This window comes from Pseudomonas sp. LBUM1657 (assembly GCF_059716075.1).
On the sequence record NZ_CP166799.1, the window covers coordinates 5,014,632 to 5,028,920 of the forward strand.

The window sequence follows — 14,289 nt, forward strand, 5'->3', positions numbered from 1 at the left end:
CCCACATTGAGTTTCGTGGTGGTTTTAATCGTCTGCGTTCGGATCGAGATCCGGGAACATCACTTCGATAAACCCGAACTTGCTGAAGTCCGTGATGCGCGACGGGTATAACCGGCCGATCAGGTGATCGCATTCATGCTGCACCACCCGCGCATGGAACCCTTCGGCAATGCGCACGATTGGCTGGCCCTTGGGATCGACACCTTCGTAGCGAATGTGCTGATAGCGGTCCACCGCGCCGCGCAGGCCGGGCACCGATAAACAGCCTTCGAATCCTTCTTCCTGAACCGGACTCAGTGGGGTGATCAGCGGATTGATCAGAATGGTCTGCGGCACCGCTTCAGCGTCCGGATACCGCTCGCTGTGCTCGAAACCGAAAATCACCAGTTGCAGATCAACCCCGATCTGCGGCGCGGCCAGGCCAACGCCGCCGACGCTTTCCATGGTCTGGAACATGTCGTCGATCAGCTGCCACAGCTCGGGGCTGTCGAACATCTCGGCGGGTACCGGCGGGGCAATGCGCAGCAGGCGTTCATCGCCCATTTTCAGAATTTCACGGATCATTTGATGGCTTCGTCAGTGGTCGGCTTGATCGAGTGATCCCGACCCAGTCCTGAAACATGGTGTTTTTGTTCGTGTTCGTGTTCGCCGGGGACTTTTTCGCCATCATTTTTGCCCTCGGTCGACATGTGTTCGATCACCGCATTCATTTCCGCGCCGAGCAACAGCACCGCGGCGGAAATATAGAAGTACAGCAACAGCACGATGATCGCGCCGATACTGCCATACATGGCGTTGTAGTCGGCGAACGTTTTGACGTACAGACCGAAGCCCAGCGAGGCAAGGATCCACACCACCACCGCCAACACCGAACCGGGGGTGATGAAGCGAAACTCTTGTTTGACGTCGGGCATGACGTAGTAAATCAGCGCCACCGCCATCATCAATAGAATCACGACCACCGGCCAGCGGACGATGGTCCAGAGGGTCACGATGAAATCTTCGAGGCCGACTTGCGCGGCGATCCAGCCCATCACCTGCGGCCCGAGCACCATCAGCGCAGCGGCGATCAGCAGCATGCCGGCGATGCCAATGGTGTAGAAAATCGACAGTGGGAAACGCTTCCACGCCGGGCGGCCTTCGACCACGTCGTAGGCGGCATTCATCGCGCTCATCATCAACCGCACGCCGGCAGACGCGGTCCACAGGGCAATCACGATACCCACCGACAACAAGCCACCCTTGGACTGCTGGAGCTGATCGATGACCGGGTTCACCTGTTCCAGCGCCTGGGGTGGCAGCACCAGTTCCGATTGCATTCGTAGCCACGAGAAGAAGTCCGGCAGATGCAGGAAACCGATCAGCGCGATCAGGAACAGGATGAAGGGGAATAACGAAAACAGCATTTGATAGGCCAGCGCCGAGGCATAGGTCGACATCTCGTCGTCGACGAACTCGGTGACCGTGCGCACCATGACACGGTGCAGGCGCAAGCCTTTCATGTGTGGGAAAAACATTAGCGTCTCCTTTCGCCGCAAATTTGGTCGAAGTCGTGGCGACTCAGGGGCCGTTTTCTACATCAAAGTAGCCTACTTGGGGGCTTTGAAACAATTTCCTTGCTCAAGTTCAGGCTGACACGAAAACGGCCATCCGTGGATGGCCGTATCGATCGCTCATTCAAGGCCGGATCAGGCCTTGTCGACGCCTTTCTTGACGGCGTCCTTGGCTTTGCCCACCGCTTGCTGGGCTTCGCCTTTCTTTTCCTGCACCACGCCTTCGGCGCGCATTTTGTCGTTACCGGTTGCCTTGCCAACGCCTTGCTTGACGTTGCCAGCGGCTTCGTTGGCCATGCCTTTAACTTTATCGCCAGTGCTGCCCATGGTATTTCTCCTGTGAACAATTCAACGAGGAAAGTGGTTACATAAAGATTGACCGGGGGCGTTTGCACGGAGTTTCATTTATTTTTCATCACGACATTTCATCGTTCAGTGCAGGTTGGGCTTTATGTTTGCCGACCAACCCCCGAGAATGCGCAACGTATTCAGGCCATGGCGCTGAAGATCCAATCCCGTAGGAATGTTATGAAACTCGATAAAAAGCAGGCCATTGCCCGCAGAAACCAGGAACTCGGCGGTGCTGTGCTTGGCGTCAACAACTGCCATTTCACCGAATTGAACCGCAACCGCAACATCTGGTGGTTCGATATCCCGGTGGCGCGTCTGGCCATTGGTCAGTACGAATGGGTTCACCTGCTGATGCACACCCCGGATACCGACGAACTGCTGCATTTGAAAGTGCCGACGGTGTTCCTGCGCGAGAAGCTTGAAGGCCTGGTGGTGCGCAACGAAGGCAAGCGCAAAGCCGCTTTGAGCCTGGAACTGAGCGCGGATAAGGATTCGTACTTGCAGGACATGCGCCCGGCGGGCACCAACGTCAATTTCGCGCAATTCCGCCTTTAAAAACAAAAGCTTGCTCGCGAAGAGGGCCGGACAGGCGCTGAAAATCTCCCGACCAGAAACAAGAAGCCCCGCATCTGCGGGGCTTTTTGTTTGCTAGGCGCCAACTTTCCTGGCGTTCAGCTTCTTCAGCTCTTCGTCGCGCAACTCACGACGCAGAATCTTGCCGACGTTGGTGGTCGGCAGCGCATCACGGAACTCCACGGCTTTCGGCACCTTGTAGCCGGTCACGTTGGCGCGCATGTGCTCCATCACCTGTTCTTTGGTCAGGGTCACGCCCGGCTTGGCCACGATGAAAATCTTGATCGCCTCGCCCGACTTCTCGTCCGGTACGCCGATGGCCGCGCATTGCAGCACGCCCGGCAGGGTCGCGAGCACGTCTTCCAGTTCGTTGGGGTACACATTGAAACCGGACACCAGGATCATGTCTTTCTTGCGATCAACAATCCGCAAGTAGCCATCAGGCTGGATCACCGCGATGTCACCGGTCTTCAACCAGCCTTCGCTGTCGAGCATTTCATCGGTGGCGTCCTGACGCTGCCAGTAGCCTTTCATGACCTGCGGACCTTTCACACACAGCTCGCCGATTTCGCCCAACGGCTGTTCAACGCCGGCATCGTCGATGACTTTGCACAGGGTCGATGGCACCGGAATCCCGATGGTGCCGATCTGGATGTTCTGGATCGGATTGACCGTCGCCACCGGGCTGGTTTCGGTCATGCCGTAGCCTTCGCAGATCGCGCAACCGGTGACCGCTTTCCAGCGTTCCGCCGCGGCCAATTGCAGGGCCATGCCGCCGGACAGGGTGACTTTCAGCGCCGAGAAATCCAGCTTGCGGAACGCTTCGTTGTTGCACAGGGCGACGAACAGCGTGTTCAGACCGACGAAACCGCTGAACTTCCACTTCGACAGTTCTTTGACCATCGCCGTCAGATCGCGCGGGTTGCTGATCAGGACGTTGTGGTTGCCGATCAGCATCATCGCCATGCAATGAAAGGTGAAGGCATAGATGTGGTACAGCGGCAGCGGCGTGATCAGGATCTCGCAACCTTCATTGAGGTTGGAACCCATCAGCGCCTTGCACTGGAGCATGTTCGCCACCAGGTTGCGGTGGGTCAGCATCGCGCCCTTGGCCACGCCGGTGGTGCCACCGGTGTATTGCAGCACCGCCACATCGCTGCTGGCCGGGTTGGCTTCAGTAACGGGCTGGCCATGGCCTTTGCTCAACACGTCGTTGAACTTGATGGCCTTGGGCAAGTGATACGCCGGGACCATCTTCTTCACGTACTTGATGACGCTGTTGATCAGCAGGCGCTTGAGCGGCGGCAGCAGGTCGGCCACTTCGGTGACGATCACGTGCTTGACGCCGGTTTTTGGCACGACGGTCTGGGCCAGGTGCGCCATGTTGGCCAGGCAGACCAGGGCTTTGGCACCGGAGTCGTTGAATTGGTGTTCCATTTCCCGCGCGGTGTACAGCGGGTTGGTGTTGACCACGATCATCCCGGCGCGGATGGCACCGAAGACGGCGACCGGGTACTGCAACACGTTGGGCAGTTGCACGGCGATTCGATCGCCTGGCTGCAAGTCGGTATGCTGTTGCAGGTAAGCGGCAAAGGCACCGGACAATTCGTACAGTTCACCGTAGGTGATTGTCTTGCCCAGGTTGCTGAATGCCGGTTTGTTGGCAAAGCGTTGGCAGGACTGCTTCAACACCGCCTGAATATTCGGATACTCGTCTGGATTGATGTCGGCAGCAATCCCGGCAGGGTACTTATCCTTCCAAAAGTCTTCGATCATGGAAGCCCACTCCTCAGCAACGCGAATTCATCACCGCATTTGATGCGATTATTATTGGTGTGTGTTCATTGGTGTTTCTGTGTTGGTGAGTCTGGCTTTACAGAAGGCCGAGAAGTCACAAAGCGCGCCGAGAGTAGCAGCTTTGCCAAAGGCCGACTAGAGCCAAAAGTCGCCTCTATAGTCACTTTAATGACTCAAGATTAATAAGCAGTCATTTTAGAGCAAAAAATCTATAAAGCCCTGAAAGCCTTGAAAACCGGGGGTTTGCATTCGGTAAAAAGCATCGCGGGCAAGCCCGCTCCCACAAGTTCGCGTTGTTTGTGAACAACACTGAACCTGTGGGAGCGTGGCTTGCCCGCGATCCGCGCTAAACGCGGCCATTCACCCATCAGGCGATATCGCGCAACTCCCGCCGCAGAATCTTGCCCACCGGCGTCATCGGCAACGACTCACGCAACACGATGTGCTTGGGCACTTTGTACGCCGTGAAGTTTTCCTTACAGTAGGCCTTCAGCTCTTCGAGGCTGACCCCCGATTCGCGAGCCACCACAAACAGCTTCACCGCTTCGCCCGAACGTTCGTCCGGCACGCCGATCACTGCGCAGTTGGCGACCTTCGGATGGGCCATGACCACGTCTTCGATCTCGTTCGGGTACACGTTGAAACCCGAGACGATGATCATGTCTTTCTTGCGATCGACGATGCGCACGAACCCGTCCGGGTCGATCACCGCAATGTCGCCCGACTTGAACCAGCCTTCGGCATCCAGCACTTCGGCGGTGGCTTCGGCTTTTTGCCAGTAACCCTTCATGATCTGCGGGCCCTTGATGCACAGCTCGCCGCGTTCGCCCAATGGCTGCTCGACGCCTTCGTCGTTGATGACTTTCAGCGTAGTGCCCGGCACCGGCAGGCCGACCGTGCCGAGGCGCGACTGGTCGCCGTACGGGTTGGTGCAGGCCACCGGCGAGGTTTCGGTCAGGCCGTAGCCTTCGGTGATGCGGCAACCGGTGAGCTGCTCCCAGCGCTCGGCGGTGGCCTTGACCAGCGCAGTGCCGCCGGAGTTGGTGAGCTTGAGGCTGGAGAAATCCAGGGTCTTGAAATCGGGATGGTCCATCAACGCGACGAACAGCGTGTTGAGCCCCAGCAACGCCGAGAACCGCCAGTTCTTCAGCTCCTTGATAAAGCCGCCGATGTCCCGTGGATTGGTGATCAGCACGTTGTGGTTGCCCGAAACCATCATGCACATGCAATTCGCGGTGAATGCATAGATGTGGTACAGCGGCAACGGCGCGACCATCACCTCCTGCCCTTCGCGCAACAGCGGCTGGCCGTCATTGCCGAACTGTTCCAGACACGCCCGCACCTGCTGCATGTTGGCGACCAGATTGCCGTGGGTCAGCATCGCGCCCTTGGCCAGACCGGTGGTGCCGCCGGTGTATTGCAGCACGGCGATGTCGTCGAGACCGGCATTCAGCGGCTTGATGCCCAGGCCCCGGCCCAGATGTAGCGCGCTTTTGAAGGAAATGGCTTGGGGCAAGGAATAGGCCGGGACCATTTTCTTGACCTTGTTCACCAAGGTGTTGACCAGCCAGCCCTTGGCGGTGGGCATCAAGTCGCCCATCTTCGCTTCGATCAGGTACTGGATGTCGGTATCGGGCAGCACTTCCTGGACTTTCTGCCCGAACATGTTCAGGTAGACCAGCGCCCGGGCACCGGAGTCCTTGAACTGATGACGCATCTCCCGCGCGGTGTACAGCGGGTTGGTGTTGACCACGATCAGCCCGGCGCGCAAGGCACCGAACACCGCAATCGGGTATTGCAGGACGTTGGGCATCTGCACCGCGATGCGATCCCCTGGCACCAGGTCGGTGTGGGCTTGCAGGTAACCGGCGAACGCCGCGCTGTAACGTTCCAGTTCGGCGTAGGTCAGGGTAACGCCCATGTTGCTGAATGCAGGGCGGTCAGCAAATTTCTTGCAGGAACGCTCGAACACCTCGATCACCGACTTATAGGCCCCAAGGTCAATGTCCAGGGGCACGCCGGCCGGGCGTTTGTCATTCCAGAAATCAGGTTGCATTGTTCTTGTCCTCTTTACCTGAACCTATCCGGGGCCGCTTTTCTGTCACTTTTGAAGAGCGGGGCTTCACGGACACTAGCAGTTATGACGAATCAGGCAAATATGCGCACGGGCGTCATTGACCGTGTGAATCTTCCTGCCGTGGCGTGGCCTGATCAGACGCCAGGCGTGGGATGCGCTATACAATGCATCGAGCCCGTGCCCATGTATGCAAAGGAACCGCCATGATCCACGACACTTTCTGGCTGACCGCGAGTGACCGCAGCCGCCTCTTCGTCAACCAGTGGCTGCCCGCCGCCCCGCTGAAGGCAGTCATCCTGCTGGCCCACGGCATGGCGGAACACAGCGGTCGCTACGCGCGGCTGGCGGAAAAACTCTGTGATCAGGGCTACGGTGTGTATGCGCCGGACCTGCGTGGACATGGCAAAACTGCCGAAAACGGGACCTTGGGCCACTTCGCCGACGATGACGGTTGGTGCAAGGTGGTCGGCGACCTGGCGAGCCTCAACCAGCACATTGGTCAACAGCATCCAGGCGTGCCGATCGTGCTGCTCGGTCACAGCATGGGCAGCTACATCGCCCAGGCCTATCTGCTGCATCACAGCGCCAGCCTGCACGGGGCCGTTCTCAGCGGCTCGAACTTCCAGCCCGTGGCGCTTTATCGCGCGGCGCGACAGATTGCCCGTCTCGAACGATTGCGCCAGGGGCGCAAGGGTCGCAGCGCATTGATCGAATGGTTGTCCTTCGGCTCGTTCAACAAAAAATTCAAGCCGGTACGCACACGGTTCGACTGGCTCAGTCGCGACCCGGCCGAGGTCGACAAGTATGCCAACGATCCGCTCTGCGGCTTTCGTTGCACCAATCAGCTGTGGATCGATTTGCTCGGCGGCTTGCAGCAAATCAGCAAAGCGTCCAATCTCGCTCAGATCGATCCGGGCCTGCCGTTGCTGGTGATTGGCGGCGAATGTGATCCGGTGAGCGAAGGCAAGCGTCTGAAAGATCTGGCCCATGCGCTGAGCGCGGCCGGAAGCCAGAACCTGCAACTGACTATTTACCCGCAGGCACGGCACGAACTGTTCAACGAGAGCAACCGCGATGAAGTGATCAATGACGTGTTGAACTGGATCGCCCAGGCGCTGAGCCATCGCCGGCCACCCAGGTCCGAATAGTTTTTTTGTGGATTTTTTTATTCGTCACAGGAATTGAGACAGATGACCCAGGTTACCAACACCCCTTACGAAGCCCTCGAAGTCGGCCAGACCGCCAGCTACACCAAGACGGTCGAAGAGCGCGACATTCAGTTGTTCGCCGCGATGTCCGGCGATCACAACCCGGTGCACCTGGACGCTGAATTCGCCGCCGGCACCATGTTCAAGGAACGCATCGCCCACGGCATGTTCAGCGGCGCGTTGATCAGTGCTGCGGTTGCCTGTGAGCTGCCTGGGCCGGGGACTATTTATATCGGTCAGCAGATGAGCTTTCAGAAGCCGGTGAAAATTGGCGACACGCTGACCGTGCGCCTGGAAATTCTCGAGAAGCTGCCGAAGTTTCGCGTGCGGATTGCCACTCGGGTGTTTAACCAGCGTGAGGAATTGGTCGTAGATGGCGAGGCGGAGATTCTGGCACCGCGTAAACAGCAGACTGTGACGTTGCCGACATTGCCGGCGATCAGCATCGGCTGAAGCGCTTTCAGCGCTATTCGCGAGCAAGCCCGCTCCCACACTTGAACTCTGTCGTACACAAAATCTGTGTTCACTGGTGATCTAATGTGGGAGCGGGCTTGCTCGCGAATGGCATCACCTCGGTATCACTTCCTCTCCCGCACCTGCACACTCGCCGTCATCCCCGAACTCAGGTTGATCCCCTCGGGCACCTCGTCCAGTTTGATCCGCACCGGAATCCGTTGCGCCAGCCTCACCCAGTTGAACGTCGGCTCCACTTCCGCCAGCAACTGCCCGTCCGGCGTGGTGTTGCGGTCGGTAATCCCGCGGCTGATGCTTTGCACATGCCCCTGCAACGCCTCCCCGGCGCTCATCAACCAGACCTTCACCGGGTCGCCGACGCGAATCCGTGGCAGTTTGGTTTCCTCGAAATAGGCCTGCACATAGAACGTTGAATCGTCGATCAACGCCATGACCGGCTGACCCGCGTTCACGTAATTGCCTTCGGCCAGGCGCAGGTTGGTGATGTGGCCGCTGCGGGGCGCGCGAACCTGACTACGCGCAAGATTGAGCTCCGCGACCTTGGCTTCAGCCTGGGCTTCGCGCAGTTCGCCACGGGCGATTCCGGCATTGATCTGCGCGTTCTCCCGCAACTCGGCACTGATCGCTTGCGGCCCGAGGCTGGCGCGGCGACTGGCTTCACGCTCACGCAGATTGAGCTGTTGCTGACGAGTCTCAACCACCGCTTTAGCCTTCTCCAGCGCCGCTTCAAAACGATCGCGATCGATGCTCAGCAACAGGTCCCCGGCCTTGACCGACTGGTTATCGAACGCCTTGAGTTCACGCGCCCAGCCCGACACATCCGGGGCAATCACCACCACGTCGGCGCGAATCCGCGCGTCGCGGGTCCAGGGCGACAACATGTAGTACTGCCACAAGTGAAAGCCGGCAAAAATCGCCACGGCCACCAGGCACAGGGTTACCGCGACACGTACGGGTGTACGCATGTTCAACTCCTTATAAAGGTCCGAGGACGACGGTGATCAGGGTCAATACACAGACGTACAAGGCGCAATCAAACAATGCTTCGTGCCAGATCCAGCGACCGGCCGGCGTCAGGCGCAAAAGCATGCGCAAGGCCCCGGTGACGAGCAGCGCCAGCAGCACATAAATCAGAAACGGACTGAGCAATACACCGCCCACCGACCACTCACGCAAGCCCATGGCTTTCCTCCTGCTGGCGACACCAGGCACGCCAGCTGTTCTGCAGTTGCAGCACCGCGCCCTGAGCCAGTTTCACCGGATCGCTGGGGGGCAAGGCGTACAAGGTTTTCAGAAATTCTTCGCTCGGTTGAGCCAACGCCTCGGCGCGACTGGCGGCCGGGCCTAGCGCCAGGACTTTTTCCAGTTGTTCCAGATAGCGCCGTTGCGGTGCACTGACCGGCGCCTGCGCGACCGCCAGGCTCAAACGCAAATGCAGCAATTCGTCACCGATATCCAGACCCAACAAACCGTCGTCCCAGCGACTGCGCGCCGGCTCCGGCAACTCGGGATAGTGTCGCGCCAGTTGCAGCAAGCGGTCGGCCATGCGCCCACCGAACCAGCTTTCGGCACCGCGCAGATTGCGTCGGGTCAGGCGCACCAGATCGTCGAGGGTCGCCGCCAGCAAACGTCGTCCATGCCACGTCGGGTTGCGCAGGATCAGCAAGTGGAACGCCAGCACTGCGGCGCCGACACCCACCACCATGGCTTGCGCGCTGTTGAAGAACGTCGCGACGTCGAAGGCCATCGTGTTGAGCGGCGAAACCAGCACGATGAAGTGCAAACAGAATGAAGTCGCCGTGGCACCGATCTGCGGCTTGGCCATGCCCAGCGCACCGAGAAACAACGGCACGCCCATCCCCAGACAGAGCATCGCAAAGCTGCTCCATTGCGGCAGCAGAATCTGCCCGACGATAAACGCGGCCGGGATCGCCAGGAAAATCCCGCGCAGGAAACTCATGCCGATCTGCGCGCCGTTCTCGCGACTGGCAAACAGACTGCAAACCACGCAGGTCAGCACTAGCGCCCCCGCTGCGGCAGGCCAGGCCGTCGCCAACCAGAAACAGGACACCACCAGAAAGGCCAGCGCGCTGCGCGTCCCGAACACCAGCGCCAATGACAGGTCGCGGTGCGGTGTGAGGGTTCTCGGTGGATCGACGGTTTCCTTGCCCTCTTCTACCGCTTTCAACGCTGCGGTCGCCGCCATCGCGGTGTCGAGCAGCAAGGTGAAACGGGCCAGGCAGTAACTTTGCGCAGAACTGATCTGCGGATCGTGGGAGGCGTCGAGCAAACGCGGGCGCAAGGCTAGCAGGGTCGCGGAATCGGAACCGCCAAGGGCGTCTTGAACCTCGGTCATCCAGGGTCGCAATTGCTCGGCTTCCTGCGGTTCCAGTTGTTTCCACTGACGGCGCACCGAACGGGTGATGCGCAGCAGCATCAACAGTTTCTGGCTCAAGCCGCTGATCGCCCGCGCGCGTTGCCGGCCAAGGCCGCCTTCGAACCAGGCATGCTCGCGCTGGGCATCCACCGCGACGATTCTGCCGAGGATTTCCAATAGACCTTTGCGCGCCTGACCATCGCCGGCCAATGTCGCACGCGCGGCATTCATCCCGCTCTGCCAGGCCGCTCGCGCCTGATCCGCCAGAGTCCGCTCGACGCGCATTGGCCACAGCAACGCACTGGCAGCGGTGGCGCACAGAATGCCCAGGCAGATTTCCGTGCAGCGAGCCACGGCTTGATCGAACACCGTCAGCGGATGAGTAATCGCCGGCAACGCGATGATTGCCACCGTGTAACCGGCCAGCACGAATGAATAGGACCATGCGCTGCGCAGCAGGGTCGAACTCGCCGTACACAGGCCGAGCCACAATGCCAATGCGAGTAAAAACAGCCATGGTGTCTGGGCGAACAAGCCCATGAACACCACCGACATGATCGTCCCGACCAATGTCCCCAGCAGTCGCGCCAAGCCCTTCTGCACCACCATGCCGGACAAGGGCTGCGCAACGATGAACGCCGTCATCAAGGCCCAAGCCGGTTGCTCCAGGCCCCAGCGTAACGCCAGCCACAGCGCCAGGCCGCCGCCGATCAAGGTCTTGATCGCGAACTGCAAGGCGCGGCGGTCAGGCGCAAACAAAGCCTGCAAAGTGATAGGCACGTAAAACACTCTTGAAAGGACGATTTAACGATAGTCGTGTTCGGTTCGGTCACTTGAAAAACAAATTATTAGCTAGCTAACTATAACCCGTCCAGTGCTAAATCCCGGGCACAAAAAAACGCCAGACTGGCTGGCGTTTTTGACAGGCAACGACCGCTTACGAGCGTGCGCGAGCCTGGTTGCGCAGGGCTTTTACCTGATCGTGATTGCGTTGCACGCCGTGGTACTGGCGTTCAACCAGGTCACGAATACCCACCAGGTTGTGCTTGTTGATTTTTTCAATGGCTTCTTTGTAAGCCTTCAGCGCGTGATCTTCACCGCGTTCGGCTTCGTTCAGCACGGCTTCTTCGTCCTTGCCGGTGAACATCGCTTTCACGTCGACCCAGCGACGGTGCAGGTCGCCGCTGACGCTGGTGGAAGTTTCCGGATCCCCACCCATCGAACGCACGGCGGCTTGCAGTTCAGAAGCAGCGGTAGCGCAGTCGGCGGAACGCTGAATGAACAGCGTTTTGAGTTCTGGATGTTTGATGTCTTCAGCGCAAGTCTTGAACCCTTCCTGACCGTCTTTGCTGGTTTCGATCAGGTCGTTGAGTACAGAGATCGCTTCTTTATTCATGTCGGTCATTTTCAATTCCTCGCGGGTTGATGAAAGATGTAATAGCTATTGCACCCTGCATGCCAGCTTTGAATTGACAAATTATTCGTTATTTTTCAAACAGTTAGTTATTACAAACAAATCTGTATCCGCTTTTTTTGCATGATCTGTCAATTGGCCTGCATGCAGAATGCCTGTATTTTCCAGACTGATTGAATCCAGACGACTGATTGATGAACCCTGAAAAGCTCGAATTGCTGATTACCCGTGAAATGCCCTTCGGCAAATACAAGGGTCGCATCATTGCCGACCTGCCCGGTCCGTACCTGAACTGGTTCGCCCGGGAAGGTTTTCCCCATGGCGAACTCGGTGGCTTGCTGGCCCTGATGCAGGAAATCGACCACAACGGCTTGTCTGAACTGCTCGAACCCCTGCGCGCCAAACATGGCAAACCTGCCCCCCGCCATTGATCCTGACCGAGTAGCCCATGCCCGATAACACCCGCCGTGCCCGTGATGAAGCTTTCTGGCTGACCTTTGCCGACCGTTATGCGATCGAACCCGGCCCGATCAATCTGGAAAACGGTTACTTCGGGCGCATGTCGCGAACGGTGGTCGAGGAGTATCAGCGCAACATCGAACTGATCAACCGCAGCAACTCGGTGTACGTGCGCCAGCGTTTCGATCAGGGCCACGGTCAGGAGATCCGGGCGCAGCTCGCCGAACTGATTGGCGTACCTGCCGATGCCGTCGCCCTCACCCGCAATGCGTCCGATGGTTTGCAATCGCTGATCCGCAACTACAACCGGCTGAAACCAGGTGATCAGGTGCTGATCTGCGATCTGGAATACGACACGGTCAAGGGCGCCATGCGCTGGCTGGCGCGCAACCGCGGGGTCGAGGTGGTCGAGATCGAACACGCGCACCCCGCCAGTTTCGACAGCTTGCTGGCCAGCTACCGTGAAGCGTTTGTGCGTTATCCACGACTGAAACTGATGGCCCTGACCCACGTCACCCACCGAACCGGCCTGGTGATGCCGGTGCAGGCCATCGCCGCATTGGCCAGGGAACACGGGATCGACGTCATCCTCGACGGTGCCCATGCGCTCGGCCAGTTCGAGTTCAATCTCGACGAACTGGGCATCGCCTTTGCCGGCTACAACCTGCACAAATGGATGGGTGCGCCGCTGACCCTGGGGTTCATCTACATCGCCCCCGAGCGTCTGGACGACATCGACCCGGACATGGGCGAGATGCATTATCCGGTCACCGACATTCGCGCCCGCACACCGCACAGCACGCCCAATATCCCGGCGCTGCTGACCCTCCCGCTGGTGATCGAGGAGCATAGAACCCTGGGCGGTTCCGCCGCCAAGGGCGCGCGACTCAATTACCTGCGCAACCTGTGGGTCAGTGCGGTGCGCGAGCTGCCGGGCATCGAAGTCATGACCCCGGATGACCCGCGACTGTATTGCGGCATCACCTCGATGCGCTTCACCCGGCATGTCGATCAACAGGTAATGGTCGAGCGGCTGCTCAACGACTACAACCTGTTTACCATTGCGCGCAGTGGTGCGGCGTGTGGTCCATGCATCCGCATCACGCCAGGGCTCACCACGACTGCGGCAGACATGGGGTTGCTGGCCAAGGCACTGAATGAGCTGCGCTGACGTCACACGGTGTACTTGTCGAAGTCCTCGGGCTTGATGTGCGATGAAATGGCGAACGTGTCGACACCGATGGTCATGTGTCCGAAGAAACCGTCTTCATTCGAGTCTCGACTGAGGCTCTGAATGTTCAAAGTCGATGCTTCGCCGCCACGGTGTTTGTAGTGAAAGTCTTCTTCATTGGTCAGCGGTGATGCCATCCGACCGCTGTACTCTCTGGCATTGAGCACCGACCTCGACGCGACGTCCGGAAAGTAGAGCTGGCCAACCCAGGCGACATGGCGTTCTTCGAGATAGTTGTTGCCGGCCGTGATGCGTACCGCGACGTGAATGTGCAGGGCGCGGTCGGCATAAAACCCCGGACAGATCGTGGTAAATCGCACGATGCCCTGTTTGTCCGTGAATTGCCCTCCGCGCAGATAGGTATCGTCATCGGTGCGCGGGATCGCCCCGATATCACCGACGCTGACTTTCTGGTCTGGATTGATCTTGCTCCAGCCGGAATACGCGCCTCGCGCATTGCAATGCCAGATATCGACTACCGCTCCGCTGACCGGCTCACCGGTCATGGCATCGACGATCGTCAGGCGCAACACCAAGGGGATGCCATCCATGCCTTCGCTGATGTTTCGTCTGATCAGTTTCGGGTTTCGAAAATACGGGCCGGCGATCTGTTCGGGTGAAAACAGGTAAACCGGTGATACGGGTGAAACCGAGGTGTAGTCGTCCATGACGTTCTCTCTTCCATAAGATGGAGGCAGGTTAACGCTGGACGAGCGACGAGATGCGGTAACTATGTATCGCTTGATGACTTTGTGGGAGCGGGCTTGCTTGCGAA

15 protein-coding genes are annotated in these 14,289 nt (G+C 58.8%); 5 read left to right on the plus strand and 10 right to left on the minus strand.

From position 1 onward, the window contains the following. Nucleotides 1–24 precede the first annotated feature (24 nt). The 3 genes from def to ACA055_RS23185 all read right to left on the minus strand — a co-directional run bounded on the left by def (nt 25) and on the right by ACA055_RS23185 (nt 1,880). Nucleotides 25–564 (minus strand): peptide deformylase, encoded by a 540-nt coding sequence (gene def / locus ACA055_RS23175; protein WP_497680758.1) that lies wholly within the window; start codon nt 562–564, stop codon nt 25–27. Continuing rightward, a complete protein-coding gene (locus tag ACA055_RS23180) occupies nt 561–1,517 on the minus strand; it encodes a YihY/virulence factor BrkB family protein (RefSeq protein ID WP_497680759.1) in 957 nt (318 codons plus the stop codon). The genes def and ACA055_RS23180 overlap by 4 nt, the downstream gene beginning before the upstream one ends. 171 nt (nt 1,518–1,688) lie before the next feature. Next, the gene (locus ACA055_RS23185) at nt 1,689–1,880 is read right to left on the minus strand and encodes a CsbD family protein (RefSeq protein WP_046816634.1); all 192 of its coding nucleotides are present in this window, start codon (nt 1,878–1,880) and stop codon (nt 1,689–1,691) included. A 201-nt stretch (nt 1,881–2,081) separates the two neighbouring features. On the opposite strand from ACA055_RS23185, the gene ACA055_RS23190 reads away from it, so the two are divergent. Continuing rightward, entirely contained in the window at nt 2,082–2,459 is a 378-nt protein-coding gene (locus ACA055_RS23190) for a hypothetical protein (RefSeq protein ID WP_033056806.1), read from the plus strand. A 93-nt stretch (nt 2,460–2,552) separates the two neighbouring features. Here ACA055_RS23190 and fadD1 read toward each other — a convergent pair whose 3' ends face one another. After that, the gene (gene fadD1, locus ACA055_RS23195) at nt 2,553–4,253 is read right to left on the minus strand and encodes a long-chain-fatty-acid--CoA ligase FadD1 (protein ID WP_497680760.1); all 1,701 of its coding nucleotides are present in this window, start codon (nt 4,251–4,253) and stop codon (nt 2,553–2,555) included. Between the two features lie 388 nt (nt 4,254–4,641). Beyond that, nucleotides 4,642–6,330, minus strand: a complete 1,689-nt coding sequence (fadD2, locus tag ACA055_RS23200; RefSeq protein ID WP_497680761.1) for a long-chain-fatty-acid--CoA ligase FadD2 — start codon at nt 6,328–6,330, stop codon at nt 4,642–4,644. A gap of 224 nt (nt 6,331–6,554) precedes the next feature. Here fadD2 and ACA055_RS23205 point away from each other — a divergent pair, with 224 nt between their 5' ends. After that, nucleotides 6,555–7,499 (plus strand): alpha/beta hydrolase, encoded by a 945-nt coding sequence (locus tag ACA055_RS23205; RefSeq protein ID WP_497680762.1) that lies wholly within the window; start codon nt 6,555–6,557, stop codon nt 7,497–7,499. Between the two features lie 42 nt (nt 7,500–7,541). Beyond that, nucleotides 7,542–8,012 (plus strand): MaoC family dehydratase, encoded by a 471-nt coding sequence (locus tag ACA055_RS23210; protein ID WP_497680763.1) that lies wholly within the window; start codon nt 7,542–7,544, stop codon nt 8,010–8,012. A gap of 125 nt (nt 8,013–8,137) precedes the next feature. On the opposite strand, the gene ACA055_RS23215 is transcribed toward ACA055_RS23210, so the two are convergent. From ACA055_RS23215 to ACA055_RS23230, 4 genes are all read right to left on the minus strand, one after another. After that, nucleotides 8,138–8,998 (minus strand): efflux RND transporter periplasmic adaptor subunit, encoded by an 861-nt coding sequence (locus tag ACA055_RS23215; protein WP_497680764.1) that lies wholly within the window; start codon nt 8,996–8,998, stop codon nt 8,138–8,140. A 10-nt stretch (nt 8,999–9,008) separates the two neighbouring features. After that, nucleotides 9,009–9,215, minus strand: a complete 207-nt coding sequence (locus ACA055_RS23220) for a DUF1656 domain-containing protein (protein ID WP_149417311.1) — start codon at nt 9,213–9,215, stop codon at nt 9,009–9,011. Further along, nucleotides 9,202–11,190, minus strand: coding sequence for an FUSC family protein (locus ACA055_RS23225; RefSeq protein ID WP_497680765.1), 1,989 nt, complete (start codon nt 11,188–11,190; stop codon nt 9,202–9,204). The genes ACA055_RS23220 and ACA055_RS23225 overlap by 14 nt, the downstream gene beginning before the upstream one ends. Before the next feature lie 157 nt (nt 11,191–11,347). Continuing rightward, nucleotides 11,348–11,815: a ferritin-like domain-containing protein gene (locus ACA055_RS23230; RefSeq protein ID WP_017340421.1), complete on the minus strand. Its 468-nt coding sequence runs from the start codon at nt 11,813–11,815 to the stop codon at nt 11,348–11,350. A gap of 203 nt (nt 11,816–12,018) precedes the next feature. Here ACA055_RS23230 and ACA055_RS23235 point away from each other — a divergent pair, with 203 nt between their 5' ends. Together ACA055_RS23235 and ACA055_RS23240 are read left to right on the plus strand one after the other, a co-directional pair. Next, nucleotides 12,019–12,255 carry a DUF3820 family protein gene (locus ACA055_RS23235; RefSeq protein WP_003213031.1) on the plus strand — a complete coding sequence of 79 codons (237 nt, stop codon included), beginning with the start codon at nt 12,019–12,021 and terminating at the stop codon, nt 12,253–12,255. A 17-nt stretch (nt 12,256–12,272) separates the two neighbouring features. Then, on the plus strand, nt 12,273–13,454 hold the full coding sequence (locus tag ACA055_RS23240) for an aminotransferase class V-fold PLP-dependent enzyme (RefSeq protein WP_497680766.1): 1,182 nt from the start codon (nt 12,273–12,275) through the stop codon (nt 13,452–13,454). Between the two features lie 2 nt (nt 13,455–13,456). On the opposite strand, the gene ACA055_RS23245 is transcribed toward ACA055_RS23240, so the two are convergent. Continuing rightward, nucleotides 13,457–14,182, minus strand: a complete 726-nt coding sequence (locus ACA055_RS23245) for an intradiol ring-cleavage dioxygenase (RefSeq protein ID WP_497680767.1) — start codon at nt 14,180–14,182, stop codon at nt 13,457–13,459. Nucleotides 14,183–14,289 lie beyond the last annotated feature (107 nt).